This is a genomic window from Pseudomonas veronii (assembly GCF_002028325.1).
GTDB classification, from domain to species: Bacteria; Pseudomonadota; Gammaproteobacteria; order Pseudomonadales; family Pseudomonadaceae; genus Aquipseudomonas; species Aquipseudomonas veronii.
Window position 1 is genome coordinate 6,687,185 of the sequence record NZ_CP018420.1, and the last position, 26,305, is coordinate 6,713,489.

A 26,305-nucleotide genomic window follows, 5' to 3' on the forward strand; every position below is an offset into this window, starting at 1 on the left:
CGCTCTATAGCCAACGATCAAGACCGCTGACCACTGGCTGCGAGCAATTCCTTCAAGATCGTTGCCGGGTCGGCCCGCTGTTGCTTGCGGTAGTTGCCGACATGGCGAACGAACAGTGTCGCGCGCGTCACCAGGCTTTTGCCGAGCACTGGCTTGCGATCCAACTCTTCCTTGATCCGTTGAAACTGCGCCTGGATCACCGCATCGGTGTAACGCGTGCCGGTGGCCAGGTTGTCGATATAGATCGCCACTGCGCCGTCGAGGGCACTGCGCCCGTTGGCGATGGCTGCGGCAAACAGCTGCGCGCTGGCCTCGTCCTTGGCGTCCACGGCCTGCTGGCGGCTCTTCTGCAGATTGGTCAGGCGGATGTTGTAGTTATTGATGGTCTCGGCCACCAACGCCGCCGACTGAATCAGGTTGCCCGCCGCTTCTTCGCGTTGCTGGGCGATCAGCGAGACGTTGCGCTTGAGCTCTTCGTTGACCAGCCCCAGCTCGGCTTGCAGGCGTGGGTCGACGCTGGCGGCGATGATGCTGTCCAGGCGCTTGGTCGGGTCCTGGGCGTCATCGATGGCATCGGTCAGCGAGGCCAGGCGGCCTTCTTTCTGCCACTGCGCGAACAGCTCCTTGTAGCGCGAACGCGGTGCCGACAGCGCGCCGATCGCCACGCGAAAACCGGTGGTCTCGTTGCTTTGCTCGGTGCCGTCGGCGGCGAACAACGGGTACTCGCGGCGCATGCCGGTGAACAGCGTGCCCTCGCCCTCCAGGTAATTGCCGCCCTTGACCACAAAGCCGCCATAGGCGCCCTGGCGACGCCCGGCGTGTACCAGCTGGAAGGATTCCTGGACCATTTCTGCCGCGTTGCCGATCACATCGAACAGGCCGATCGGGTTGGGCAATTTGGTGCCGATGGGCATCAGCCGCGCGGCCTGGCCGGTGCCGCCGGCGACTTGGTTGAACACCGCCCAATCGGCTAGCGGGCCGTCGCTTTCGCTGCCCTCAATGCGCCGCGGGAACAGGCGCCCTTCCAAGTCCTGGCGGCTCACGGCCTGGGCCCCGCGTGCGGCGAACTCCCATTCCACTTCGGTGGGCAGGCGCACAAAACCCAGGCCGCCGTCGTCCGCCGAAGCACCACGCCCGCTCACCGGCAGCAACTCGCGGTGGTATTTCATCAACCAGGCGCTGTACACCGCCGAGAAGCGTTCGGCTTCAAAGCGCGACAGCTTGACCTTGGGCAAACGCCCGGCCATGCCGCTGGGCGCATCGCACGCGGGCGCCGGTTCGCCACTGGCCAGCGATTGCGCCTGGGACATCACCAGGGCGTATTGGCGCGCGGTCACTTCGTACTTGCCGATGAAGTAGAGCATCGGCTTGAGCGGGGTCTTGGCGTCGGTCTTCGGCATCAAGGGCGTGATGACGTTGTTCCAGTCTTTCGGCAGGTCCTTGAGGCTGAACTGGCCGTTGATAAAGTCGCGGCGATAGCCGGAAATGAACGACTGCTGATAGCCCGCCTCGCCTTCGGCAAAGGGGTAGCCGAGGCTGATCTCGCGGTCGTCCAACGTGCCTTGGGCCAGCACATAGACGTAACGGAACACCATGTTGCCTTCGCACGGCAGCGGCAGGCTGACGTCGTCCGGCAACGGCTTGGGGTTGTCGAGCTTATCGCTTGCCTCATCGGCCCACGCCAGCGAGGCGAGGCTCAGCGCCAAGGCGGCGCCCAGTAACTTATACATCTCGGATTCCTTCAGAAGCCTGGATACGCGCCACGCGCCAACCGCCACACGCTGCCGCCACGGCGCTGACGCCGAGCACAGCCACCAGGGCCAGGCCGTAATGACGCGCCAGCAGGTGGCTGGCGTGTTCGCCCGGCACCTGCACGAATAATTGATTCAAGCCCGCCTCGGCCAGGCCATACAGACCCGCACTGAACACGGCGGCCAAGCCGGCGCTGTAGAGCGCCTGCAGCACCACAAACAGCAACAGCGCGGCGGTGGAAAAGCCCAACAGACGCAACACCGACAACTCCCTACGCTTGCGCGCCACGGCGGCCAGCGCCCCGGCGAAGATCGCCGCGAACGCCCCCGCCAAGGCCAACCCGGCGATGATCCAGAACACGATCGACAGGTTGCGGCTCAACGACTGCACCTGGGCGATGCTCAATGCCTCGGTCGCCACCAACAGATTCTGCCCGGCGAAAAACACCCGCAGCGGCTCCACATCGGTGAGGTTGCGCGCATACAGGCGAAACGCCGGATACACCCGCTGCTCGCCCGCGCCGACCGCGTCGCCGTCCCAGCCCAGCGCTGGCACGGCACGGCCGTCGCGGTAGTCTTCCACCGCTTCCAGCAGGCTCAATTCAGCAAACAGGCCGTCGCGGGCGAAGGCTTCCAGCGGCAGTACCGCGAGCACCTGCAAACGCGTGCGCCGGGTTTCGACGCGCCCCGCGACCTGGCGCGCAAAGCCGGTTTCCAGCCAATCCCCGGGCCGCGCCGCGAGCTTCTCGGCGGCGGTGTGGCTCAGCACGATCTGCGCCAGGCCCTGGGGCATCGGCAAACCGTCGAGCAGTGGATCGCCCGGCGCAGTCGGCAGCATTTCCAGGGTCAATGTGCCCACCTGCGCGGTCGCCGCGATCTGCCGCGTGCGCGGGATGGCGAACGCCACATCGCCGCGCTGGCCCAACTGCTCGACAAAGGCGCGGCTGAATCGACCACCGCCCAACGGAATAATTTCACGGGTGGCCGGGTCGTTCTCCAGGCGCTCGGTCAGACTGCTGACCAGCCCGAACTTCAGGCCGAACAACACCAGCAACGGCGCGACGACGGCGACCAGCGCCAGCACCGCGCAGGCCGACAGCCACGCATCGTTGCGGTAATCCTGCCAAGCCAGGGAAGCCACCAGACCGAGGCGCATCAGCACACCTCCCCGAGGGTGGCGGTGATGCCGCCATCAGTGTCGCGACGGCAAGCAATACGGCGCACCTGCAAGCCGCTGGCGCGAGCCAGGGGTTCGTCATGGGTGGCGATCACGCAAGCGGCGCGGTGTTCGCGAGCGCGGGCCAACAGCGCCTGCATCACCCGTTCAGCGTTAAGCGGGTCGAGGGACGCGGTCGGCTCATCAGCCAAGACCAATTGCGGCGCATGGGCCAGGGCGCGGGCGCAGCTCACGCGCTGGCGTTGGCCGACCGACAGCGCCGCCGGCTTCTTGGCCAGTTGATCGCTGATTTCCAATTGCTCGGCCAGGCGCGCCACGCTGCCATCGTCCTTCAACCCCAGCAGTTGCCGGGATAAGGCGATATTGCTGCGCACATCGAGAAAGCCCAGCAAGCCGCCGGTTTGCAGGACGTAACCGAGGTGCTGGCTGCGCAGCTCGGCCAGGGCGGTCTGCCGATCAGCGCGCCACAACCCGCCGATATCGGTCTGATTGAATTCGAAGCGGTCCACCTGATCCGGCGCAAGCACCAGGGCCAGCAGGTCGAGCAAGGTGCTTTTGCCGCACCCGCTCGGCCCGACAATCGCCACTTGCTCCCCCGCGCGCAGGTGCAACGCCGGAATCACCAGGCTATAGCGCTGGGCACCGACGCCCCGGCTCTTGTGTACCGCGTTCAGGTTCAGCATTACGGCAGCGTCGACAACGGGACGCGGTACAACGCATCGCCCGGCTCGGCAGCGCCGAAACGGACCCAGTTGGCCAGGTCATTGTGGAAGGTTTCATAGAGGCGGATCTTCGAATCCAGCTCGTCGATAAAGTCTTCCTGCTCGGCCACGCTCAACGACAGCCACAGGTCCTGGGTCATGTTCAGCGACTTGCTGCGGTACGGCAGGCCTTCCAGGTATTCGCCGAGAATGCCGCCATCGGCCAGGTTGCCACCCTTGCGCAGGGCCTGCGGGTCGCGGCTCATATAGGCCGAGGCGCTGGCGATTTCCTGGAAGAAGTCTTTGGGCGAGGTCTGGGTTTTGCGGGCGGCGTCGACGATCAGTTTCAGCGACTGCTGCAGGTCGTTGAGCTGCAATTTGGTCAACATCACGCACACCTGGAACGCCGGCAGCGCCGGGTTGGTCAGGTCGCGGTCGGCGGTCCAGGCGCTGACCAGTTGCGGCGCCTGGCTCGCGGCTTTGCGCCCGAGGAAGTCCATGTGCATGGCGTAGCCGATGGCGGCGGATTTATCCGCCAGGCTTGGCGCGGCGCTCAGCAAGGGCAGCGGCTGCGGCGTGTCATTGCGTACCTGATGCACCAGGTTGGCGAACACCGTACCGATCTCATCGACGCGCTCGCCCAGCTTGCGTACATCGCCACCCGGCACCTTCGTATACAGGTCGCCGATCTGCGGGTTGGCGTCGGCGGTGAGGATGCGGTACTGGCTTTCGGCGCCGGCGTGGGTTTTCTTGCCGGCGTCGGTGCGCAGGTGCAGGGCGTAGATCTTGATCTGCTTGCCCAGCGCCGCCTGGCGCACTTCGGCTTCGTTCATCTGGGTGGCGGCAAACGGGTCGTTCTTGCGCAGCGCGCCAGCGTCGGTGACGAGCAAGATGATACGACCGCCGTAGCCGGACCAGTCCATGCCTTCGACAGCCTGCATCACTCCGGCAAACGCGTCCTCGTTGAAGGAGTGACTGGACACGGTCGACGCCTTGACCCCGCGCGCCAGGTCGAGGAAGCGCTGCGGGTCGCGGCCCTGGTCGAGGGTGATCAGGGTCTTGGCCACGTATTCCAGGCCCGGGGTTTTCTTGATGCTGTTGCGAAAACCCACCAGGCCGAAGCTGACGCTGTCCAACTCGCCGCGCTCGGCGATGCGGGTTTGCAGCTCGTGGACCACATCGCGGACCTGGTCGATATACGGCTGCATCGACACGGTGGTGTCGACCACCAGCACCACCGCAGTGCGGAAGGCATCGGCATTGGCGTTGATCAGCGCGGTCGCGGGCTTGGCGACCGCGCTGCTGCCAGGGTCGATGGACGCGACGTTGAGCAACTGCACCGGCTGGCCGTTGTCGTCGAAGCTCTCTTTGGAATCGAAGATCGGCAGCAGGTAGAACTGGTTCTGCGGCACCGCGCTGGCGGCCGGCTCCAGGGCCAGCACCTGGCCGTTGTCGTCGCGGTTGTTCTGCGCCTTGGCCAGCACGCCTTTGGCAGCGGCGGGGTCGGCCAGCAGCTTTTCCACTTCGCCGGATTGGCGCAGGAACATCACCGGTGCCCGGCCGGAGCGTTCGGTGAACTTGAGCACCAGGCTTTGCTTCCAGTCGCTGACCTGGGCGGCCGGCAACCAACCGTCGCTGCGCCCATCGGTGGCGGCGCCGACGCGTAGCCATGGGCTGCCGTCGACGTCCTTGCGCTGATACACATAGAGCACGGAAAACGCCGGCAGGGCTTTGCCTGGCGCGCTGCCGGCAGCGCTGGCGAGTTTCGCGCCGGGTTTGCTGAGCACGCGCTGGAACAGGGTTTTCTTGCCCGCCATCAGCAAGGGCCGTTGACCGCCGTCCACTTCGGCGACCGCCACCGGTGGCGTCACTGATGGTGTCACCTTGGGCACTGTCGCAGCCGGTGGCTTGGCAGGCTGATCACTGCCGCTCAACCACCAGTAACCCGCGCCACCTATGGCCAAGGCAACCGCCACCGCCACGGCGGCCAACGCCAACACCGGCCCACGGCGCTGCTCGGACACCGTGTGCCGTGGGGTTGGCGGCACCACCGGCTGGCGCGCCGGTTGCGGCTTGTCGGTCGGGATCTCGATGGATTGCGGAGTGATGCCGGCCAGATCGAAACTCAGCGGAATCGGCAACGGCCGCACCTGCGTGGCGTCCGGCGACTCGGTCGGCAGTTGATCCAGCGCCAGCAGCAACGCCGCCGCATCCGGGAAGCGCTCATTCGGGTCCTTGGCCAACAGCTTGCGCAGCACGTCCTGATAACGCCCGTGATGCAGCGGCAGTTCCGGCAGCGGCTCGGTCAGGTGGGCCAAGGCCGTGGAGAGCGCGTCGGTGCCGTTATAAGGCAGCTTGCCGACGAGGATTTCATAGAGCACCACGCCCAGCGCATACAGGTCTGCGCGGCCATCGATTTCCTGGCCACGCGCCTGTTCCGGGCTCATGTAGCTCGGCGTGCCCACGGCGAAACCGGCCTGGGTGAACTGGGTGCGGTCGTCCAGGGATTTGGCGATGCCGAAGTCCGACAGCACGGCGGTGCCGTCGGCGCGGAACAGAATGTTCGCTGGCTTGACGTCGCGGTGGACCAACCCCTGCGCATGGGCATAACCCAGCGCCGAAGCGATCTGGCGGATCAGCGTGAGGCCCTGCTCGGGAGTGAGGCCGGCGGCGATGCGCTCCTTGAGCGTGCCGTTGGGCAGGTACTCCATGGCCATGTAATACAGCTCGCCGACATTGCCGATGTCATGGATGGTCACCGTGTGCGGGTGCGACAGCCGCGCCAGGGTCTTGCCTTCGCGCAGGAAGCGCTCGCAGAAACTCGGGTCCGCCGCCAGCGCCGCCGCCATCACCTTGAGCGCGACCTTGCGCTCCAGCGAGCGCTGGGTCGCCAGGTACACGCTGGCCATGGCGCCTTCGCCGATCTCGCCTTCGATGTCGTAGCCCGGGATCACGATGTTCATGCCGATACCTTCACGACGATGGCGGTGATGTTGTCCGGTGCGCCGCGGTTCAGCCCGAGGTGGACCAGGCTGCGCACGATTTCATCCGGGGCGTCATGGCTGAGCACCTCGCGGATCTCGTGGTCCTCGACGGTCTTGTTCAGGCCATCGCTGCACAGCAGGTAACTGTCGCCGGGGGCGATCAGCAGGTCGACCACCGCCAGTTCCAGTTGGGCTTCCACACCGATGGCGCGGGTGACGATGTTGGCGCGCGGATGCACGCGGGCATCGGCCTCGCTGAGCAGGCCGCTGTCTTGCAGGTCTTGCACGTAGCTGTGGTCGCGCGAAATGCCGTCGAGCACGCCGTCGCGCAGGCGATACAGGCGACTGTCGCCGGCCCACAGGCACACGCCGCGCAAGCCGCGTGCGGCGAACACCACCACGGTGCTGCCCATCATGGTCACGCCACGGTTGGCGGTTTCTTCACGCACGGCCGCGTTGATGCGGATCAGGTCGTTGCGCAAGGCCGCCGAGTATTCCTCGAGGGAACGCCCCAGCGGCACACTGCGCAGGCTGTCGACGATCAGGCTGCTGACGTAATCCCCCGCGGCGTGCCCACCCATGCCGTCGGCCACCACCCACAGGCGATTCTCGGGCAGGTCCAGGCACGCGTCTTCATTGACCTGGCGAACCATGCCCACATGGCTTTTGCTCGCGGATTTGTACGTCGACCCCATCTACATCACACCTTCTTGTCCGAGCAAAAACTGCGCAAAATCGCTGGTGGCGGGCAGGCCCTGACACCGCAATAAACCAGGGGAAATCGTCTGCGAACCACGCCCCCACCACAGGCTGGCGCCTTCGCAGGCCTGTTCGGCGAGTGCGGTCATGCGCGCATGGGGTTCCGTGGCGGCTACCCGCTGCAGCCCGGCGAAACGGCTGTCCACCGCGCGCGGTTCCGTCGCCGGCAAGCCCAGGCAGTCGAGGCCGGCGTTGAAATTTTCGAAGGTGGCACCGGCATCCAGGGTGCCGAGCAACAGCTCTTCGGCCTCTTCAAACCAGCGGTCCGGGCCGCCCACCAGGGACGCCGGATTGGTGTCGTGATCGAGCAACGCGACCACGGCCAGCGGAAAATACCGCCCGACCCGGTCGATGCTCGGCATCACCACGCCCGCCGCCGCGTTCGGCCCGCACACGCCGGGCGCCAGCACAAAGCGCCACAGCGGGCTGACCAGATACACGTTGAGCCAACCGGCGCCGAGGCTGTGTTGACTGGCGAGCAGGCCCGCCGCCAGCCAGCTGTCCCACGGGCCGATAAAGCTCTGCGGCAAGGCGCGACTGACAAAATCGCCGCGACTGGCCAACTTGCCGTAGAAGCCCAACGTCGTCATAACCGCTCCGGCAGGCTGAAGCCACTGAGCACGCGGCTCTTGAACGGGTTGAAAGCGCTGTTGGCGCGCAATTCGTAAGCGATGCTCGCGCCATCCACGCGCAGGCGCAGGTTGAAACGATCCGGCGAATTACCGGCGGTGAGGTCCGATTGCTCCAACAGGCGGAACCAGGCCCACGGGCCATCCAGGGTTACACCGGAGCGGCCACTGGCCGACGACGGCATGATGGAAATACGCACCACGCCAATGCTGCCGGGGTTCGGCCATTGCATCGCCACCGGACGGCTCGGGCCGTGGTCGTAGCTCAGTTGCTGGCCATCGAGGTCAAGCAGGAACTGGGTGATGCTGGCGTCCATCGCCACCGGCTTGAGCTCGAAGCGCACGATCGGTTGGGTGCCGCCTGCGCGGAAGAACGCATCGCGGATCGTCGCCGCGCGCTGGAAGGTTTGCAGCACGCCCGGTGCAATCCCGAGTTTCTGCGCCGCGCCCGGCTGCCAGCGCCAGGTCTGTGCGGAGGTATCGACGTAGGACTGCAGGTATTTGCGGAAGTAGTTATCCATCACCCCGCCCACGCCGAAGAACTGGCCGAAGTCATCCAGAGTGGCGTCACGGGCGCTGCCCGGCGACATCGGATAACGCCCGGCCAGGGACTGGCGATACACGTTCACCACTTCGCTGACCCACGCCGCGTTCAGCTGGTTGCGCACCCCGCCCATCATGCTGTTGGTGGTCGAGTTGACCACCGACTTGACCATGCCCTGCACCAGCGGCGGCTGGCGCTCGGCGTTCAGGCTGACCCGCGTGGCCGCCGCTGCCGCCTGGTTCTTGGCCTCACCGAGCAAGGCATCGCCGCTGGCGCCGACCATGGCGCTGACTTGCACGTACAGCGCGTTCATATCCGCCAGCAGGCCGTCGATGGCCGCCGGCTCGCCTTCGTTCTTGCTGACGATGCTGTTGAGCTCGGCGAAGTGCGCGGTCACCGGGTCGTCCGCAGCAGCCGGCGCATCCGCGTTCGGTTGCGCCTGGCCGAGCAGGTTGCCCAGGCGTTCCTTGAGCTTGTCCACGCCGCCTTCGACCGGCACGCCCTTGGCCGCCAACTGGCGTTCCTCTGCCTGCAAGTCGGTTTCCCTGGCCACCGCCACCAGCAGTTTTTTCAGCGGCGAGGTCGGCCCGGAAATCACCCGCAACACGTCCGCCGCCTGGGCCACGCTGGTGATCGGCACAAAGTCGATGTCGGCGAGCAACGCATCCCACTGACGCTGGTAGTCCTGGAAGTACAGGCGGCGCACGTCGGCGGCCAGGCTGACCACGTTCTGCTGGTCGGCCTGCTCATGGCCGAGCACCCATTGCTCTTCGGCCAGGGTGCCTGTCTGGTTCAGGCTGCTCAGCAGGAACGCCTGGCGATAGCCCTTGGCGGTGAAGAAACCACTCAGCGGCTCGCCCAACGGCTTGCCGCTTTTGCGGCTGAACACCAATGCGGCGTCGCGGCCGGCGGCTTCGTTGAGGCGGAAGTCTGGAATGCCGTCGGGCAGTTTCTGGCGTTTGACCCGGTCATACACGCGCTGGGCCACCGGCAGTTGTTGCAACTGCCGACGCAGGTCGTCGATCAAGCGCGCATCGAGGCGTGCGCTCGGCGGGTGACGTTCGAACAACGCCTGCAAGTGTTCGGCCAGCGCCTGGCGCTGATCGGTGGGTAGGTCGCGTGGCAGGTTGCGGTCCCAGTCGAGGGCGATCCAGGCCTTGATGAAGTCCGCGTCGTAATGCTCGGTGTCGGCGAGCATCAGGTAAGCCTTGAGGCCTTCGTAGAGGAAGTCGGAGTTACCGCCGCCGTGCAGTTGCTCCTCGATGCGCGTCACCAGGCGCGGCGCGAAGACGGCGATTAACAGCTTGCGGTAGACGCTGGCGGATTCGGCTTCGAGCATATCGCCCTGATACAGGCCCAGGCCCTCGGACCAACTTGGCGAATCCCCGGCGAGGTGTTTCACCGCGTTGAGCAACGGCAACACGGCGAGCACTTCGCGCTGTGCCGGGCTGAGGTTCTGTACGGCCTGGCCCAGGGGCGCGACCTTCTGGTCGACCTGGGCGATATACGCCTGGTTGGCGCGATAACTGACCCACCACAGGCTGCTGACCACGATCACCAGCGCTACGGTGGCCGCGAGCACGCCGCGTGCGATCCATTTGCGCCGCCGCTCGACCTGCGGGTTGACGCCCACCAGCCCGCGCTCGGCAAAGGCGACCGCGCTGAACAGTTTCTCGATGAAGTAACTGCGCCCGCTGCCGCTCTGGCGTGCCAGGTGCTGGCGGTCCAGGTTCATGCTCTGGGCCATGGTGCCGATCAAGCGATCGATCGGGCTGCCTTCCTGGGTGCCGCTGGTGAAATACACGCCGCGCAGCAAGACGCGCTCTTCAAAGGCGTTGGGTTTGAACACGCCTTCGAGGAAGCTTTGCAGGCAATCTTTCAATGCACCGAACTGCTGCGGGAAGCCGTAGATCAGGTCGCGCCGCGCCGGGTCGCGTTCCTGTTGCAGGCGTTCGACCAGGCGTTCGTTGAGGCGCTGTTCGAGGCCGGCGAATTCGCTTTGCAGGTGCGCCAGGGGGCTGTCGCTGTGCTTGCCGTCGTCCAGGGCAAAGGTCATGCCCCACACCTGGGCGCGTTCTTCCTTGCTCAGGTTGTCGAAGAACTCCATGAAACCCGGCACCAGGTCGAGCTTGGTCAACATCAGGTAGATCGGGAAACGCACGCCCAGCTGGGTGTACAGCTCCTGGATACGCAGGCGAATCGCCGCCGCGTGGGCAGCGCGTTCGGCTTCGCTGCCCAGCAGCAGGTCCGACAGGCTGATGGCGATAAAGGCGCCATCGATCGGGCGGCGCGAGCGCTGCTTTTTCAACAGGTCGAGGAAGCCCAGCCAGGCGGCTTTGTCCACCGGGGAGTTGCTGTCCTGGGTGGTGTAGCGGCCGGCGGTATCGAGCAATACGGCCTGGTCGGTAAACCACCAGTCGCAGTTGCGCGTGCCGCCGACGCCGCGCACCGCCCCGGCGCCCAATTGGGCCGCCAGCGGGAAATGCAGCCCGGAATTGACCAGCGCGGTGGTCTTGCCCGAACCCGGCGGGCCGATGATCACGTACCACGGCAGCTCGTAGAGGTTGCGCCGCTCATCCCCGCCGAGCTTGGCTTTTTTCAGCAGGGCCAGGGCTTCGTCCATGCGCTGGCGCAGGCTGGTGAGTTCTTCGGCGGTGGCGACGCTGTTGGGGTCGGCCGGGGTTTGCGCGGCCAGGCTGCGCATCACTTCGGCGGCCTGACGACGGGCCTGGAGGATGCGGAACACACGGTAGGCGAGCCAGGCCGCAAACAGCAGGACGATCAGCGCCCAGCGCCGCCCTTCGGGCACCAGCACGTCGAGCAGGGGCCCGACAAACCAGATGATCAGGCTCAGGGCGATCAGGCCCAGCAACGGGATCACCCAGCGAATCATGAAACTGAAAAACGCCTTCACTCGACGCCCTCCGCGAGTACGGTGATTTCAACCCGACGATTGCGGGCACGGCCTTCGGCGGTGGCGTTGGTCGCCACCGGCTCGGTGTCGCTTCTGCCCTCGGCACTGAAGCGATCGCCCTGGCCGGTCTTGGCCGCGAGGATCTCCAGCACCGACTTGGCCCGCGCTTCGGACAAGGCCCAGTTGGACGGGAAGCGCAGCGTGGCAATCGGGCGGTTGTCGCTGTGCCCGGTGACGCGCACCTGGCCCTTGACCTTGCGGATTGCGTCGGCGATGCGCAGCATCAGCGGCTGGTAGTCGTCGACGATGCTGGAGCTGGCCGACGCAAAGAGCTCATCACCGCGGATCGTCACGACGGAACGGTCGACCTTGTCTTCCACCGCGACGCGACCGGCCTTGATGTCTTCCACCAGAAAACCGGCCAGGCGTGGGCGCTCGATCACTTTCGGCTGCGCCACGGGGCGGTCGATGGCCTGCACCGGGATCTCGCCCAGGGCATGGATATTCTTGAACACCGGCTCGGCGTCCGCGGCCAGCTTCAGGCGCAGGCCGAACAGCAACGCCAGCAGCAGCGCCAGGCCGATGGCCACGGCGATCCACGGCGGCATGAACTGCGCCAGGCGATCGCGCGCCACGGTCACGCCGCGCCAGTGCGGCGACAGCTCGCGCTCGTGGTCGCCCCGGGCGCTGCGAATCGCCGCGGAGGTACGTTCACGCAGGGCTTCCAACTGGCTGCGACCATCGTTCATCACGCGGTAGCGGCCTTCGAAACCCAGGCACATGCACAGGTACAACAGTTCCAGCAGGTACAAGCGCTCGCGTGGGCTTTGCAGGCAATGGTCGAGTAGCTGGAAGACCTTTTCGCCGCCCCAGGCTTCGTTGTGAACGGTGATCAGCAGGCTCTGCTTGCCCCAATCGCTGGTGCTGCCCCACGGCGTGCTCAACACCGCCTCATCCAGTGCGGTACACAGGGCGTAACGCGCCAGCAGCACTTCGTTGCGCGCCACGCCAGCAGCTTCGGCGCGCTCTTCGAACTGGCGCAGATAGGCCAGCAACTGCGCACGCAAACTGGCCGGCGCCGGGTGGGCGATGGTGTTGCGCAGGCGTGTCAGCAAGGCCAGCAGCGGGCCGGCGGCGCTTTCCAGCGGGTTCAGGCCGTGGCTTTTGCCGGTCAGGATCGGCGCGGCCGGCATCGACAGCGGCGCCGGTTCGGCACGCGCGGGTTCGGGCGCACGGCCACCCGGGCGCGGCATGAACTGGGTGCGGTCATCATCATTGGGGTGCATCGCGGATTATCCTCGGATCGCCCAGAAGGCCAGGTTCAAGCCCGGGAACTGCCCGGCGATATGGAAGGCGAAGCCGCCGGAATTGCTCAACTGCTGCCAGTGCTCGCTGCCCCGGTCCAGCTCGTAATAGGTCGAGCCTGCGTGGTACGGCAGTTGGCGCGGCGCCACCGGCAACGGCAGCAGGCCAATGCCGGGCAGTTGCAGGTTGACCAGGTCGCGAATGTGCTCCACCGAGCCGACTTTGCTCTGCTGGCCGAAGCGCGCGCGCAGGGTCTCGCCGGGCACATCGGCGCGTACCACGAGGATGAAACTGGCGCTGTCGATCAGGGTTTTGTCGGCGAGCATGGCCACGTGGATGCCGTAGGCTTTCTCGACGATCGGGATCGGCGTGGCCTTGCTGTCGATCAACATCGACAGCGCTTCACGCAGGGCCTGCATCACCGGGGCAAAACTCAAGGCCAGGTCGTCGTGCTGGTACTGCGGGTATTCCTGGGGGCGCCGGCCGGTGGTGGAGAAGGTAGCGAACTCACCGGCCAGGCTGACCAGTTCGCTGAACAACCGCTCCGGGTGCAGCGGGCTCAGTTGGCTGAGGTGCTGGATCAGCGGCTGGGCACGGTTGACCAGTTGCAACAGCATGAAGTCGGCAATCTCCGACGCGCCGCCCGCGCCCGAGGCGACCACACGCCCGGCCAGGGCTTCGCCGCGCTGGTGCAGCAGGCCGAGCAGTTCGCTGCGAAACGCGGTCAGCGGTTTGCTCGCGGCCACATCGAGGACTGGCGGGATGTAGCTGTCGTCGAGGACCAGCGCACGGTCGGCGCGTTTTTCCTTGATACCCACCAGGCCGATCGCGGCGTAATCGCTGATGCCGTCCTGCGCGGTCAACAGGCGCAGCGCACGGGAGCCGACGGCCACCGGGGCGCGGTTCTCGAACGGTGCGTTGTCGTCACGCACTTCGCGCACCTGGCTCACGTAGCGGGCGGCGCCAAGCGCTTCGCCGTCGTCGACGGTGTCGCGGGCCCCTGCGCGCTTGAGCGGCAAGGCCAGGTAGACGAGACCGTCGCGCAGGCTGTCGTCGATATTCAGCGGGCTGGGCGCCAAGTCATCCTGGGGGATATTGAACGGCGTGCCGTCGGGCAGCAGGCCGCGTGCCGACACAATCGCCAGCTTGCCCTGGGCCAGCAGGCCCTGATCGATCAGCAGCTCGGAAAACCCCCAGGCCCCGGCCGACAACGGGCGACTGCGGGCGTCGATCAGGTTTTCCAGGTAACGGTCATGCTGCTGGAAGTGCTGCGTTCCGATGAACATGCCTTCCGACCAGACCACGCGATTGTTCCAGGACATGGGGGCTCCGATTGCTTGTTATTGGGCTGGGCTGGATGGGGAAACCACGACGTCCGCACGCACGGCGCGCACATCGAGGCTGATCTGGTATTCGGTGTATTGGCGCGGCGGCACGTTGAGCACCGTGCGCCATTGCGCGCGGTCCAGCTCGCGGTAGCCCACCAACAGGCCGATCTGGCGGGTGGACGGGTCGAGGTCGCGCTGGATGCTCAACTGCTGGCCGGGCTGCACCATCACTTCGTCCTGGTCCAGCAGGTCGAGACCGAGGGTGGATTGCGCACGGTCAGCCAGGGCGAAGTAATCCGAACGGCCGAAGGTGGCGGCGTTTTTCAGTTCGAAAATCCGCACCCGCACCGGGGCGGCCTGGCCGTTGGCGCCGGGGTTGAGCCCGGCAATCGCGTGAAAGTGCAGCTCGACGGCAGCGGTGTTCGCTTCAACCTCGGCGGCGCTGGCCTGGGGTTCGGCGACATCCTTGGTACACGCCGCCAGCATCAGCAGGCTGGCCACTGCGAGTAAAAACCTGGGAATCATCCTTCGTCCTCAATGACGTACTTAGCTTTCCGTTTTATCCATGCGTTGCGGCTCAGCGACGCTGGCGTGCGCTGTGCTCTTCGTAGGCTCGGCTGAATTCGCGGCCGAACAGGTCCTGGAAATCTTCCTGGGCCTCGCGGGAAATATTGCTGTAGAGCTCGGTGAACTGCTGCCAGTACTGGGCCTGGCGCGAGCCGCTGAACAGGCTCGACAGCCCGCCGGGCTTGCCCATGCGTTCTTCCAGCTGCGCCGGTTCGAAGCGGCTGAGCAGGTGTTTGATCGCCGCTTCCACACCGGCCATCACCGCCAATTGGTGAGCGCGCAGGTCGTCGAAACTGTCGCGCACCGCGATGTCCGGTGCCATAAACGCTTGGTTGCCATGACGCAGCAGCAGCTGTAGCGCTTCGTCGGCATTCGGGGCGAATTTCAACGGATTGTTTTCCGCGGGCTGGATCATCGTCTGCTGCATGCGGAATTCGCCCTTGAGGCTGGCGCGGGCACGCAACACGTCGATCAGGCCTTCGACCATCAGCCGGTAGCTGCGGCCGATGCTTTCCATCTGGGCTTCGGCCTGGGCCCTGTCCAGGCGCAATGGGTCCAGGCCGGCGCCGCGCAGGAAGGCGTGCAAAAGATCGGGTTGCTGCGCGGCGGCCACCGGGAGCACAGGCTCGACCACAGGTGGCGGCGCGATCACCGGCGCAGGCGGTGGCGGTGGCGGTGCGCTGACCACCGGCGCCGGTGTGTCGCCAAACAGGTCCCAATCCTCAGGGATGACCGAGCCCGACGCGGCAGGCGGCTCGACCACCGGCACCGGCACGGCCACCGGGGTCGGCGGGCGGAAGTCATGTTGCTCGGACGGCACATGATCGGCCACGGTCGGCGGCGGCACGGCGGTCGGGCTGAGAAAATCGAAGAGGTCCGGCAAGGTGTCCATCGACGACGCGCCCTGGAACTGCGGCGCGATCACCGGCGTGGCTACCGGCTTGCTGGCGACGGCGCCCATCAGCGCTTCAAAACTGTTTGGGGAATCCCCGGCAAACGCCTGGCTATCCACAGCCTGTACGTTGAAATCGATGCGCGCCTGGATTTCGTAATCACCGATGCGGATCAGCTCGCCATCCTGCAACGGCTCGCTATTACCCCGGCGCAGACGGATGCCGGCGTTAACCAACTCCACACCGTTTGTACTGTTATCGGTTAAATAATAACGACCATCTTTGTATTGAATTACGCAATGTTTCGAGGACACCAGACGCTCAGGATCAGGCAATACCCAGTCATTATCCGAGCTGCGGCCGATAGCCATCGAGCCCTGGTTCAAGGACTTTTCGGCACACTGCCCAGGGGTAATCTTGTGATAACTAGTGATAGTCAAACACAGCGACATCTTGCCTCCTTGCTGATACTTCGCGCGCAATCGATTCCCGGCGAGCGCCTTTCCCGAGAGATCGCGCCAGGCGACGCAAACCACGGTCATAATCTGCTTTTTGCCAGCATGATCGCAGATCTTAACTGGCCTCAATGACAAAAACCCTATCGTGGAACACCACTCGACTCACCAGTCGCGCAGGTTGTTAAGTACCGCACATCTGTCACAGAGGGCGAATAGCTTACCTTGACAAGCCATAACTACTACACCAAAAATGCACAACTTCTTGAATACCAGTGATGGCACATTAGTGGCGCCACGTGTATATGACCAAGAAAACATGCAAAGTTCATCACGCAACTAATGCATGAATTGCCCGTCATCTAACGGGCCGATAGGGAGATCGATTTCAGTGGATGTGCCGTTGCTGCTCGCCGCCGTTTCCGCGACTTCGCCATGTGGCGAAGACATGGAATATGACGCGCAATTTCTACAACTGGAGCGTGATGCCAAGGGGCAGCCCGAGCGCAGCATGGGCGACGCCATCCTGCCTGCCGAACCGCCGGACTGGCGCAGCATCCAGCAGCAAAGCCTCGACCTGTTGCAACGCAGCAAAGACCTGCGCATCACCCATTTCCTGCTGCAAAGCGCCCTCGCCCTCCAGGGTGTGGTCGGGTTGGCCGACGCGCTCACGCTGATCAACGCGCTGCTGCGCGAATACTGGGCCGACCTGCACCCGCGCCTGGATGCCGACGACGATAACGACCCCACCGTGCGTATCAACGCCCTGTCCGGCTTGACCGGCGACGCGACGATCCGCCTGCTGCGCGAAAGCATCCTCACGCGCTCGCGCACCTTCGGCGCCGTGAGCCTGCGCGCCGCGCTGAACGCCAGCGGCCTGATGAGTTTTCCCGATGAACAACTCGGCGCCCAGCAGCTCAACGCCGCGTTCCTCGACAGCGACCCCGAGCAACTGCAAGCCACCCGCGACGCCTTGAGCACCGCGCGTGCCGCCTGCGAAGCCATCGAACAACAGGTCAGCGACCAGGTCGGCTCGGCCCAGGGCGTCGACCTCAGCCTGTTGAAGCAACCGCTCAAGCAGGCGCTGCAGATCCTCAGCCAATTTGTACCGAACGGTGAGACCAGCAGCCGCGAACCCGAGGCCGTCAGTGACGACAATGCCCCCTCGGCCGACTTCGCCGCCGCCCCCACCGCACCGCGCCCCAGCGGCGACATCGCCAACCGCGATGACGTGCTGCGCAGCCTCGACAAGATCCTTGCGTACTACACCCGTCACGAGCCTTCGAGCCCGCTGCCGGTGTTGTTGAACCGCGCAAAGCATCTGGTGCACGCCGACTTCGCGGCCATCGTGCGCAATCTGATTCCCGACGGCATGTCCCAATTTGAAAACCTGCGTGGCCCGGACGGCGAGTAAGCCGCCCGACTGCGCAGTAACAACACCGTCGCTCAAGCGACCAGGAGCAGCAACGTGGCGAAGCAAAGTTCTCAGAAATTCATCGCGCGCAACCGCGCGCCTCGAGTGCAGATCGAGTACGACGTCGAGCTCTACGGCGCCGAGAAAAAGGTCCAGCTGCCCTTCGTGATGGGTGTGATGGCCGACCTCGCCGGCAAACCCGCCGAGCCCCTCGCGCCCGTGGCCGACCGCAAGTTCCTTGAAGTAGACGTCGACAACTTCGACTCGCGCCTCAAGGCCATGCAACCGCGCGTAGCGTTCCACGTACCCAACGAGCTGACCGGCGAAGGCAACCTGAGCCTGGACATCACTTTCGAAAGCATGGACGACTTCAGCCCGGCCGCCGTGGCTCGCAAGGTCGATGCGCTGAACAAGCTGCTCGAAGCCCGTACCCAGTTGGCCAACCTGCTGACCTACATGGACGGCAAGACCGGCGCTGAAGAAATCATCATGAAAGCGATCAAGGACCCGGCATTGCTGCAGGCCCTTGCGAGCGCGCCGAAGCCGGCAGGGGAGCAGTAATCATGACCGAGAATACCGTGCGCGAAAGCGCTCAGAACCTGGGCGCCACCGAAGAAACCAGCGAGTTCGCCTCGCTGTTGCTGCAAGAGTTCAAACCGAAGACCGAGCGTGCCCGCGAAGCCGTGGAAACCGCCGTGCGGACACTCGCCGAGCAGGCGCTGGCACAGACTGACCTGGTGTCCAACGACGCGATCAAGTCGATCGAATCGATCATCGCCGCCATCGACGCCAAGCTCACCGCCCAGGTCAACCAGATCATCCACCACCCGGATTTCCAGCAGCTGGAAAGCGCCTGGCGTGGCCTGCACTACCTGGTCAACAACACCGAGAGCGATGAGCAGCTGAAGATCCGCGTACTCAACATCTCCAAGCCGGACCTGCACAAGACCCTGAAGAAATTCAAGGGCACCGCCTGGGACCAGAGCCCGATCTTCAAGAAGATGTACGAAGAAGAATACGGCCAGTTCGGCGGCGAACCTTACGGTTGCCTGGTCGGCGACTACTACTTCGACCAGTCGCCACCGGATGTCGAGCTGTTGGGCGAATTGTCCAAAGTCTGCGCCGCCATGCACGCCCCATTCATCGCTGCGGCTTCGCCGACCGTGATGGGCATGGGCTCGTGGCAGGAACTGTCGAACCCGCGCGACCTGACCAAGATCTTCACCACCCCGGAATACGCCGGCTGGCGCTCGCTGCGTGAATCGGAAGACTCGCGCTACATCGGCCTGACCATGCCGCGCTTCCTCGCGCGCCTGCCGTATGGCGCCAAGACCGACCCGGTGGAAGCCTTCGCCTTCGAAGAAAACACCGACGGCGCCGACAGCTCCAAGTACACCTGGGCCAACGCCGCCTACGCGATGGCGGTGAACATCAACCGTTCGTTCAAACACTACGGCTGGTGCTCGCGCATCCGTGGCGTGGAGTCCGGCGGTGAAGTGGAAAACCTGCCGGCCCACACGTTCCCTACCGATGACGGGGGCGTGGACATGAAATGTCCGACCGAAATCGCCATCAGCGACCGCCGTGAAGCGGAGCTGGCGAAGAACGGTTTCATGCCGCTGCTGCACAAGAAGAACACCGACTTCGCCGCGTTCATCGGCGCGCAGTCGCTGCAGAAGCCGGCCGAGTACGACGACCCGGACGCCACCGCCAACGCCAACCTGGCGGCGCGCCTGCCGTACCTGTTCGCCACCTGCCGTTTCGCGCACTACTTGAAGTGCATCGTGCGCGACAAGATCGGTTCCTTCAAAGAGAAGGACGAAATGCAGCGCTGGTTGCAGGACTGGATCCTCAACTACGTCGACGGCGACCCGGCGCACTCCACCGAAACCACCAAGGCCCAGCACCCACTGGCGGCAGCCGAAGTGATCGTGGAAGACGTCGAGGGCAACCCGGGTTATTACAACTCCAAGTTCTACCTGCGCCCGCACTACCAGCTCGAAGGGCTGACCGTGTCGCTGCGCCTGGTATCGAAACTGCCGTCGGCGAAAAGCGCGTAAAAAATCGGGACTGGCTCGCTCCCTGTAGGAGCGAGCTTGCTCGCGAAAAACTTGAAGGCGCTGCGTTCATCCAGGATGCCCGCGTCACCGTTGACGACCTTCGCGAGCAAGCTCGCTCCTACAGGGGTCGGCGGCGTTAACAAATACAGTGGCTGAGTCCACACAGGGAGAAAACATGGCTGTTGATATTTTCATCAAGATCGGCGACATCAAGGGCGAGTCCATGGACAAAGCCCACAAGGACGAAATCGACGTACTGAACTGGAGCTGGGGCATGTCCCAGTCCGGCAACATGCACGTAGGCGGTGGCGGCGGCGCGGGCAAGGTGAACATCCAGGACCTGTCGCTGACCAAGTACGTCGACAAGGCCTCGCCGAACCTGATGATGCACTGCGCCAGCGGCAAGCACATCGACAAGGTCAAGCTGACCGTGCGCAAGGCCGGTGGCGAAAGCCAGGTCGAATACATGGTGATCAACCTGGAAGAAGTGCTGGTCACGTCCCTGAGCACTGGCGGTTCGGGCTCCGATGATCGCCTGACCGAAAACGTCACCCTGAACTTCGCCCAGGTGATGGTCGACTACCAACCGCAGAAAGCCGACGGCACCAAAGACGGCGGCGCGATCAAATTTGGCTGGAACATCCGTTCCAACACCAAGCGCTGATAGCCCTGGCGGCCGTGGCCCAGCGCCACGGCCACAGGCACTTTGTCCCTCTCGCAACCCGTCCGTGGAGCTGCTTTGGTGGTAACTGAAATCGCTTCCCGCGACCGTCTGCAACCGTCCCTGTTGGACCGGTTGACCGACGACGACCCAACCAACCCGAAGGAAAGCGCCGACAAGCGCGTGCTGTCCCTCACCCAATTGAAGGCCTCGGTGCTGCGTGACCTGGCGTGGCTGCTCAACACCACGTCGTTGCTCGACGCCGATGCCACCCTGCACACCCCGGCCGGCACCTCGGTGGTCAATTACGGCCTGCCGGCGCTGGCGGGCAACAGTGTTTCCAGCGTCGACATCAAGGCCCTGGAAGCCCTGATCTACCAGGCGATCGCCACCTTTGAGCCACGTATTCTGCGCCACACCCTGCGGGTCAAAGCCCGTGTCGGCCATGGCGAGATGAACCACAACGCCCTGAGCTTCGAGATCGAAGGCGACCTGTGGGCACAGCCGGTGCCGTTGCGCCTGCTGCTGCAAACCGACCTGGACTTGGAGTCGGGCCATGTACGCGTGGTCAACGCCGACCAGCGGAGACGCCCATGAACCCGCGCCTGCTGGAGCTGTACAACCAGGAACTGCACCACGTGCGCGAAAGCGCCGCCGAGTTCGCCAAGGAATACCCGAAGATCGCCAGTCGGCTGAGCCTGTCCGGCATGGACTGCGCCGACCCCTACGTCGAACGTCTGCTCGAAGGCTTTGCCTACCTCACGGCCCGCGTGCAGCTCAAACTCGACGCCGAGTACCCGACCTTCACCCACAACCTGCTGGAGATCGCCTACCCGCACTACCTGGCGCCGACCCCGTCGATGACCGTGGTGCAACTGCAGACCGACCCGGATGAAGGCTCCCTGGCCAGCGGTTTCCCGTTGCCGCGCGACAGCGTATTGCGCGCCGCGTTGGGCCGCGAAACCCAGACCTGCTGCGAGTACCGCACCGCTCACCCGGTGACGCTGTGGCCGTTGCAGGTCAGCCACGCCGAGTACTTCGGCAACCCCGCCGCCGTGCTCGGACGCCTGGCGGCCAGCGAACCGAAAGCCAAGGCCGGTTTGCGCCTGACCCTGCGCACCGGCGCCGAGTTGCCGTTCAACAGCCTCGCGCTGGACAACCTGCCGCTGTACCTCAGCGGCGCCGATGAGCAACCGTTCCGCCTCTACGAACAATTGCTGGGCAATGCCTGCGCGGTGTTTGCGCGCAAGCCGGGGGGCGATTGGGTCGAGCGCCTGCCGCAGGACGCGCTGCGCTCGCGCGGTTTCGACGACGCCGACGCGGCCATGCCCGTGGTGGCGCGGGCGTTCCAGGGCTATCGGTTGCTGCAGGAATACTTCGCCCTGCCCCACCGCTTCCTGTTCGTCGAGTTCGCCGAACTGGGCCGTGCGGTCAAGCGTTGCGACGGCCAGGAACTGGAACTGATCGTGCTGTTCGACCGCCACGAACCGAGCCTGGAAGGCAGCGTCGGTGCCGCGCAGTTCCTGCCGTTCTGCACCCCGGCGATCAACCTGTTCCCGAAACGCGTAGACCGTATCCACTTGTCCGACCGGGTCAACGAACACCATGTGATCGCCGACCGCACGCGGCCGATGGATTTCGAGATTCACTCCCTCGACGGCATCACCGGCCATGGCACCGGGCCGGAGCAGCCGTTCCTGCCGTTCTATGCGGTGCGCGACCCCTCGCGTTATGGCCGCGACCAGGCGTACTACACCGTGCGCCGTGAGCCGCGGGTGCTGTCCAGCGACCAGCGGCGCAACGGCCCGCGCTCCACCTACGTGGGCAGCGAAACCTTCGTCAGCCTGGTGGACAGCCAGCAAGCGCCCTATCGCCACGACCTGCGCCAACTCGGCGTGAGCGCGCTGTGTACCAACCGCGATTTGCCGCTGTTCATGAGCGTGGGCAATGGCAAGACCGACTTCACCCTCGCCGACAGCGCCCCGGTGCTGGCCGTGCGCTGCGTCGCCGGGCCGAGCCGCCCGCGCGCCAGTCATGCCCATGACGCCAAGGCCTGGCGCCTGATCAGCCAGCTGTCGCTCAACTACTTGTCCCTGAGCGAACAGGGCCAGGGCGCAGGCGCCTTGCGCGAACTGCTGCGCCTGTATGGCGACAGCAACGACGCCGCCCTGCAATTGCAGATCGAAGGCCTGCGCGAAGTCAGCAGCAAAGCGGTGACCCGGCGCCTGCCGATGCCCGGCCCGATCGTGTTTGGGCGCGGCCTGGAAATCACCTTGGAATTCGATGAAAACGCGTTTCGCGGCACCGGCGTGTTCCTGCTCGGTGCGGTACTGGAACGCTTCCTGGCACGCTACGTGTCGATCAACAGTTTTACCGAGACGGTGATCCGTACCACCGAACGCGGCGAGATCATGCGATGGAAAGCCAAGCCCGGACGTCGTCCGACCCTGTGAGTACTCTGGATGCAATGCACCAGGAGCCCTGGGAATACGATTTCTTCCAGGCGCTGCGGCGTATCGAGTGCGAATCGCCGGACCTGCCGCGCCTGGGCCAGTCCCTGCGCCTGGCGGACGACCCGCTGCGCCTCGGGCAACAGGCCGACTGCACCTTCGCCCCGGCCACCCTGGCCTCGGTCGACCCCGCTGGCGACGGCAAGCCAGCGCGGCTGCAGCAGTACTTTTTCGGCCTCGGCGGCCCCAACGGCCCGCTGCCGCTGCACATCACCGAGTACGTGCGCGAACGCCAGCGCAACAATGCCGACAGCACCAGCAAACAGTTCCTGGATATCTTCCACCATCGCCTGTTGAGCCTGTTCTACCGGGCCTGGGCCGAGGCGCGGCCGACCGTCAGCCACGACCGCCCGGACGATGATTACTGGTCGGCGCGCCTCGCGGCCTTGAGCGGTCGGGGCATGCCGAGCCTGCTCAACCAGGGGCTGATCCCCGACACGGCAAAGCTGCATTACAGCGGCCACCTGTCGGCGCAGACCCGCTACCCGGATGGCTTGAAGGCGATCCTTGGCGAGTACTTCGGCCTGCCGGTAGAGATCGAAGAATACATCGGCCAATGGCTCGAGCTGCCCGAGCGCAGTCGCGTCGGGGTCAGCGCCAACCGGCTCGGCGTGGACTTCTGCCTGGGCAGCCATGTGTGGGACCGCCAGCACAAATTCCGCATCCGCCTGGGCCCGCTCGCGCTGGACGACTACATGGGCATGCTGCCCGGCAGCCAGCCGTTCAACGAGCTGGTGGCCTGGGTGGCCGAGTACCTGGGCCATGAATTGGACTGGGACTTGAACCTGGTTCTGCAACAACCCGAAGTCCCGGCGCTGCAACTCAACGGCCGGTTCCGCCTGGGCTTCAACACCTGGCTCGGCCGCCCTGCGGTTGATGCCAACGACCTAATCCTGGCCCGGCATTACGCCGATCACGCCACCACCTCAAGGAATCCAGAGCATGGGTGAAATCAGTCGCGCCGCACTGTTCGGCAAACTCAACAGCGTGGCCTACAAAGCCATCGAAGCCGCCACGGTGTTCTGCAAGCTGCGGGGCAATCCGTATGTGGAACTGGCCCACTGGTTTCACCAGTTGCTGCAACTGCAGGACTCGGACCTGCACCGCATCATCCGTCAGTTCAACGTGGAACCGGCGCGCCTGGCCCGCGACCTGACCGAAGCCCTCGACCGCCTGCCGCGGGGCTCGACTTCGATCACCGACCTGTCCTCCCATGTGGAAGAAGCCGTAGAGCGCGGCTGGGTCTACGGCAGCCTGATGTTCGGCGAAAGCCAGGTGCGTACCGGTTATCTGCTGCTGGGCATTCTGAAGACGCCGAGCCTGCGCCATGCGCTGTTGGGTTTGTCGGCGGAGTTCGACAAGGTCAAGGCCGAAGCCCTGAGCGAACGCTTTGACGAGTACGTCGGCGACTCGCCGGAGAATGCGTTGACGGCCAGCGACGGTTTCAACGCCGGCGCCGTTCCGGGCGAAGCCAGCGGTGCGATGGCGCCGAGTGCGATGGGCAAGCAGGAAGCGCTCAAGCGTTTCACGGTCGACCTGACCGAACAGGCACGCAGCGGCAAGCTCGACCCGATCGTCGGCCGCGACGAAGAGATCCGCCAGTTGGTGGATATCCTCATGCGTCGACGCCAGAACAACCCGATCCTCACCGGTGAAGCCGGCGTGGGCAAGACGGCCGTGGTCGAAGGTTTCGCCCTGCGCATCGTCGCCGGCGACGTGCCGCCCGCGCTGAAAGACGTGGAACTGCGCAGCCTCGACGTCGGCCTGCTGCAAGCCGGCGCCAGCATGAAAGGCGAATTCGAACAGCGCCTGCGCCAGGTCATCGAAGACGTCCAGGCCTCGCCGAAGCCGATCATCCTGTTCATCGACGAAGCCCACACCCTGGTGGGTGCCGGTGGTGCCGCCGGCACCGGTGACGCAGCCAACCTGCTCAAACCGGCCCTGGCCCGCGGCACCTTGCGTACCGTGGCCGCGACCACCTGGGCCGAGTACAAGAAACACATCGAAAAAGACCCGGCCCTGACCCGCCGTTTCCAGGTAGTGCAGGTGGCCGAACCGTCGGAAGACAAGGCGCTGCTGATGATGCGCGGCGTGGCCTCGACCATGGAGAAACACCATCAGGTGCAGATCCTCGACGAAGCACTGGAAGCCTCGGTGAAGCTGTCCCACCGCTACATCCCGGCGCGCCAGTTGCCGGATAAATCCGTCAGCCTGCTGGACACCGCCTGCGCCCGCGTCGCCATCAGCCTGCATGCGGTGCCGGCCGAAGTCGACGACAGCCGTCGCCGCATCGAAGCCCTGGAAACCGAGCTGCAGATCATCGCCCGCGAGCATGCGATCGGCATCGCCATCGGGGCGCGCCAGAGCAACAGCGAAGCCTTGCTGAGTGCCGAGCGCGAGCGCCTGGCCAGCCTGGAAAGCCGCTGGGCCGAAGAGAAAACCCTGGTCGATGAGTTGCTCGCCACCCGCGCGACGTTGCGTGAAAAAGTCGGCGTGGTCGACAGCGGCAACGATGAGTTGCGTGCGCAATTGGTCGACCTGCAGCAGCGCCTCACCGCGCTGCAAGGCGAAACCCCGCTGATCCTGCCGACCGTGGATTACCAGGCGGTGGCCTCGGTGGTCGCCGACTGGACCGGCATCCCGGTCGGCCGCATGGCGCGCAACGAACTGGAAACCGTGCTCAACCTCGACCAGCACCTGAAGAAACGCATCATCGGCCAGGACCACGCCTTGCAGATGATCGCCAAGCGCATCCAGACCTCCCGCGCCGGCCTCGACAACCCGAGCAAGCCGATCGGCGTGTTCATGCTGGCCGGCACCTCCGGCGTGGGCAAGACCGAAACCGCCCTGGCCCTGGCCGAAGCCATGTACGGCGGCGAGCAGAACGTCATCACCATCAACATGAGCGAGTTCCAGGAAGCCCACACCGTGTCGACCCTCAAGGGCGCGCCACCGGGCTACATCGGCTACGGCGAAGGCGGCGTGCTGACCGAAGCGGTACGGCGCAAACCCTACAGCGTGGTGCTGCTGGACGAGGTGGAAAAAGCCCACCCGGACGTACACGAGATCTTCTTCCAGGTGTTCGACAAGGGCGTGATGGAAGACGGCGAAGGCCGCGTCATCGACTTCAAGAACACGCTGATCCTGCTGACCACCAACGCCGGCACCGAGTTGATTTCCCAGGTCTGCAAAGACCCGGCGAACATCCCCGCGCCGGAAGACATTGCCAAAGCCCTGCGCCAGCCGCTGCTGGAAATTTTCCCGCCCGCACTGCTCGGCCGACTGGTGACCATCCCGTATTACCCGCTGAGCGACGAGATGCTCAAGGCGATCACCCGCCTGCAACTCGAGCGCATCAAGAAGCGTGTGCAGAACACCCACAAAGTCGCCTTCGATTACGACGACGCGGTGGTCGATTTGATCGTCTCGCGCTGCACCGAGACCGAAAGCGGCGGGCGCATGATCGACACGATCCTCACCAACAGCCTGCTGCCGGACATGAGCCGTGAATTCCTCACGCGCATGCTCGAAGGCAAGGCGCTGGCGGGTGTGCGGATCAGTAGCCGGGATAATGAATTGCACTATCAGTTCAACGATTGACCTGAAGAAACACGATCAAAAATGTGGGAGGGGGCTTGCCCCCGATGGCGGTG

Annotated in this window: 19 protein-coding genes; 8 read left to right on the forward strand and 11 right to left on the reverse strand. The window is 64.9% G+C overall.

Annotation, left to right across the window (positions count from 1 at the left end):
• Positions 1-17: 17 nt before the first annotated feature.
• The 11 genes from PverR02_RS30835 to tagH are packed head-to-tail and all read right to left on the reverse strand — an operon-like array spanning position 18 to position 16,004.
• On the reverse strand, positions 18-1,730 hold the full coding sequence (locus PverR02_RS30835) for a formylglycine-generating enzyme family protein (RefSeq protein WP_046381640.1): 1,713 nt from the start codon (positions 1,728-1,730) through the stop codon (positions 18-20).
• Positions 1,723-2,907 carry an ABC transporter permease family protein gene (locus tag PverR02_RS30840; protein ID WP_079444932.1) on the reverse strand — a complete coding sequence of 395 codons (1,185 nt, stop codon included), beginning with the start codon at positions 2,905-2,907 and terminating at the stop codon, positions 1,723-1,725. Before PverR02_RS30840 ends, PverR02_RS30835 begins: the two co-directional genes overlap by 8 nt.
• Complete coding sequence (locus PverR02_RS30845; protein ID WP_079444933.1) at positions 2,907-3,611, reverse strand: ABC transporter ATP-binding protein; 705 nt, start codon at positions 3,609-3,611, stop codon at positions 2,907-2,909. Before PverR02_RS30845 ends, PverR02_RS30840 begins: the two co-directional genes overlap by 1 nt.
• A complete protein-coding gene (locus tag PverR02_RS30850; protein WP_079444934.1) occupies positions 3,611-6,592 on the reverse strand; it encodes a serine/threonine-protein kinase in 2,982 nt (993 codons plus the stop codon). Before PverR02_RS30850 ends, PverR02_RS30845 begins: the two co-directional genes overlap by 1 nt.
• Positions 6,589-7,308: a PP2C family protein-serine/threonine phosphatase gene (locus PverR02_RS30855; protein ID WP_046381636.1), complete on the reverse strand. Its 720-nt coding sequence runs from the start codon at positions 7,306-7,308 to the stop codon at positions 6,589-6,591. The genes PverR02_RS30850 and PverR02_RS30855 overlap by 4 nt, the downstream gene beginning before the upstream one ends.
• A complete protein-coding gene (tagF, locus tag PverR02_RS30860) occupies positions 7,309-7,962 on the reverse strand; it encodes a type VI secretion system-associated protein TagF (protein WP_017849971.1) in 654 nt (217 codons plus the stop codon).
• Complete coding sequence (tssM, locus tag PverR02_RS30865; protein ID WP_079444935.1) at positions 7,959-11,459, reverse strand: type VI secretion system membrane subunit TssM; 3,501 nt, start codon at positions 11,457-11,459, stop codon at positions 7,959-7,961. Before tssM ends, tagF begins: the two co-directional genes overlap by 4 nt.
• On the reverse strand, positions 11,456-12,745 hold the full coding sequence (locus PverR02_RS30870) for a DotU family type VI secretion system protein (protein ID WP_079444936.1): 1,290 nt from the start codon (positions 12,743-12,745) through the stop codon (positions 11,456-11,458). Before PverR02_RS30870 ends, tssM begins: the two co-directional genes overlap by 4 nt.
• A gap of 6 nt (positions 12,746-12,751) precedes the next feature.
• A complete protein-coding gene (gene tssK / locus PverR02_RS30875; RefSeq protein WP_079444937.1) occupies positions 12,752-14,086 on the reverse strand; it encodes a type VI secretion system baseplate subunit TssK in 1,335 nt (444 codons plus the stop codon).
• Positions 14,087-14,104: 18 nt separating this feature from the next.
• On the reverse strand, positions 14,105-14,617 hold the full coding sequence (tssJ, locus tag PverR02_RS30880) for a type VI secretion system lipoprotein TssJ (RefSeq protein WP_079444938.1): 513 nt from the start codon (positions 14,615-14,617) through the stop codon (positions 14,105-14,107).
• A 52-nt stretch (positions 14,618-14,669) separates the two neighbouring features.
• Positions 14,670-16,004 carry a type VI secretion system-associated FHA domain protein TagH gene (gene tagH / locus PverR02_RS30885; protein ID WP_079444939.1) on the reverse strand — a complete coding sequence of 445 codons (1,335 nt, stop codon included), beginning with the start codon at positions 16,002-16,004 and terminating at the stop codon, positions 14,670-14,672.
• 394 nt (positions 16,005-16,398) lie between these two features.
• On the opposite strand from tagH, the gene tssA reads away from it, so the two are divergent.
• From tssA to tssH, 8 genes are all read left to right on the forward strand, one after another.
• On the forward strand, positions 16,399-17,421 hold the full coding sequence (gene tssA / locus PverR02_RS30890) for a type VI secretion system protein TssA (protein WP_046381631.1): 1,023 nt from the start codon (positions 16,399-16,401) through the stop codon (positions 17,419-17,421).
• A 54-nt stretch (positions 17,422-17,475) separates the two neighbouring features.
• Positions 17,476-17,982 carry a type VI secretion system contractile sheath small subunit gene (gene tssB, locus PverR02_RS30895; protein WP_017849978.1) on the forward strand — a complete coding sequence of 169 codons (507 nt, stop codon included), beginning with the start codon at positions 17,476-17,478 and terminating at the stop codon, positions 17,980-17,982.
• 2 nt (positions 17,983-17,984) lie between these two features.
• Positions 17,985-19,481, forward strand: coding sequence for a type VI secretion system contractile sheath large subunit (gene tssC, locus PverR02_RS30900; protein WP_017849979.1), 1,497 nt, complete (start codon positions 17,985-17,987; stop codon positions 19,479-19,481).
• A gap of 175 nt (positions 19,482-19,656) precedes the next feature.
• Positions 19,657-20,145: an Hcp family type VI secretion system effector gene (locus PverR02_RS30905; protein WP_003195562.1), complete on the forward strand. Its 489-nt coding sequence runs from the start codon at positions 19,657-19,659 to the stop codon at positions 20,143-20,145.
• A gap of 78 nt (positions 20,146-20,223) precedes the next feature.
• The gene (gene tssE / locus PverR02_RS30910; protein ID WP_005792513.1) at positions 20,224-20,739 is read left to right on the forward strand and encodes a type VI secretion system baseplate subunit TssE; all 516 of its coding nucleotides are present in this window, start codon (positions 20,224-20,226) and stop codon (positions 20,737-20,739) included.
• Positions 20,736-22,595: a type VI secretion system baseplate subunit TssF gene (gene tssF / locus PverR02_RS30915; protein ID WP_079444940.1), complete on the forward strand. Its 1,860-nt coding sequence runs from the start codon at positions 20,736-20,738 to the stop codon at positions 22,593-22,595. The genes tssE and tssF overlap by 4 nt, the downstream gene beginning before the upstream one ends.
• A complete protein-coding gene (gene tssG / locus PverR02_RS30920) occupies positions 22,559-23,602 on the forward strand; it encodes a type VI secretion system baseplate subunit TssG (RefSeq protein ID WP_046381629.1) in 1,044 nt (347 codons plus the stop codon). The genes tssF and tssG overlap by 37 nt, the downstream gene beginning before the upstream one ends.
• Positions 23,595-26,252, forward strand: coding sequence for a type VI secretion system ATPase TssH (tssH, locus tag PverR02_RS30925; RefSeq protein ID WP_057004026.1), 2,658 nt, complete (start codon positions 23,595-23,597; stop codon positions 26,250-26,252). The genes tssG and tssH overlap by 8 nt, the downstream gene beginning before the upstream one ends.
• The last annotated feature ends 53 nt before the right edge of the window (positions 26,253-26,305 follow it).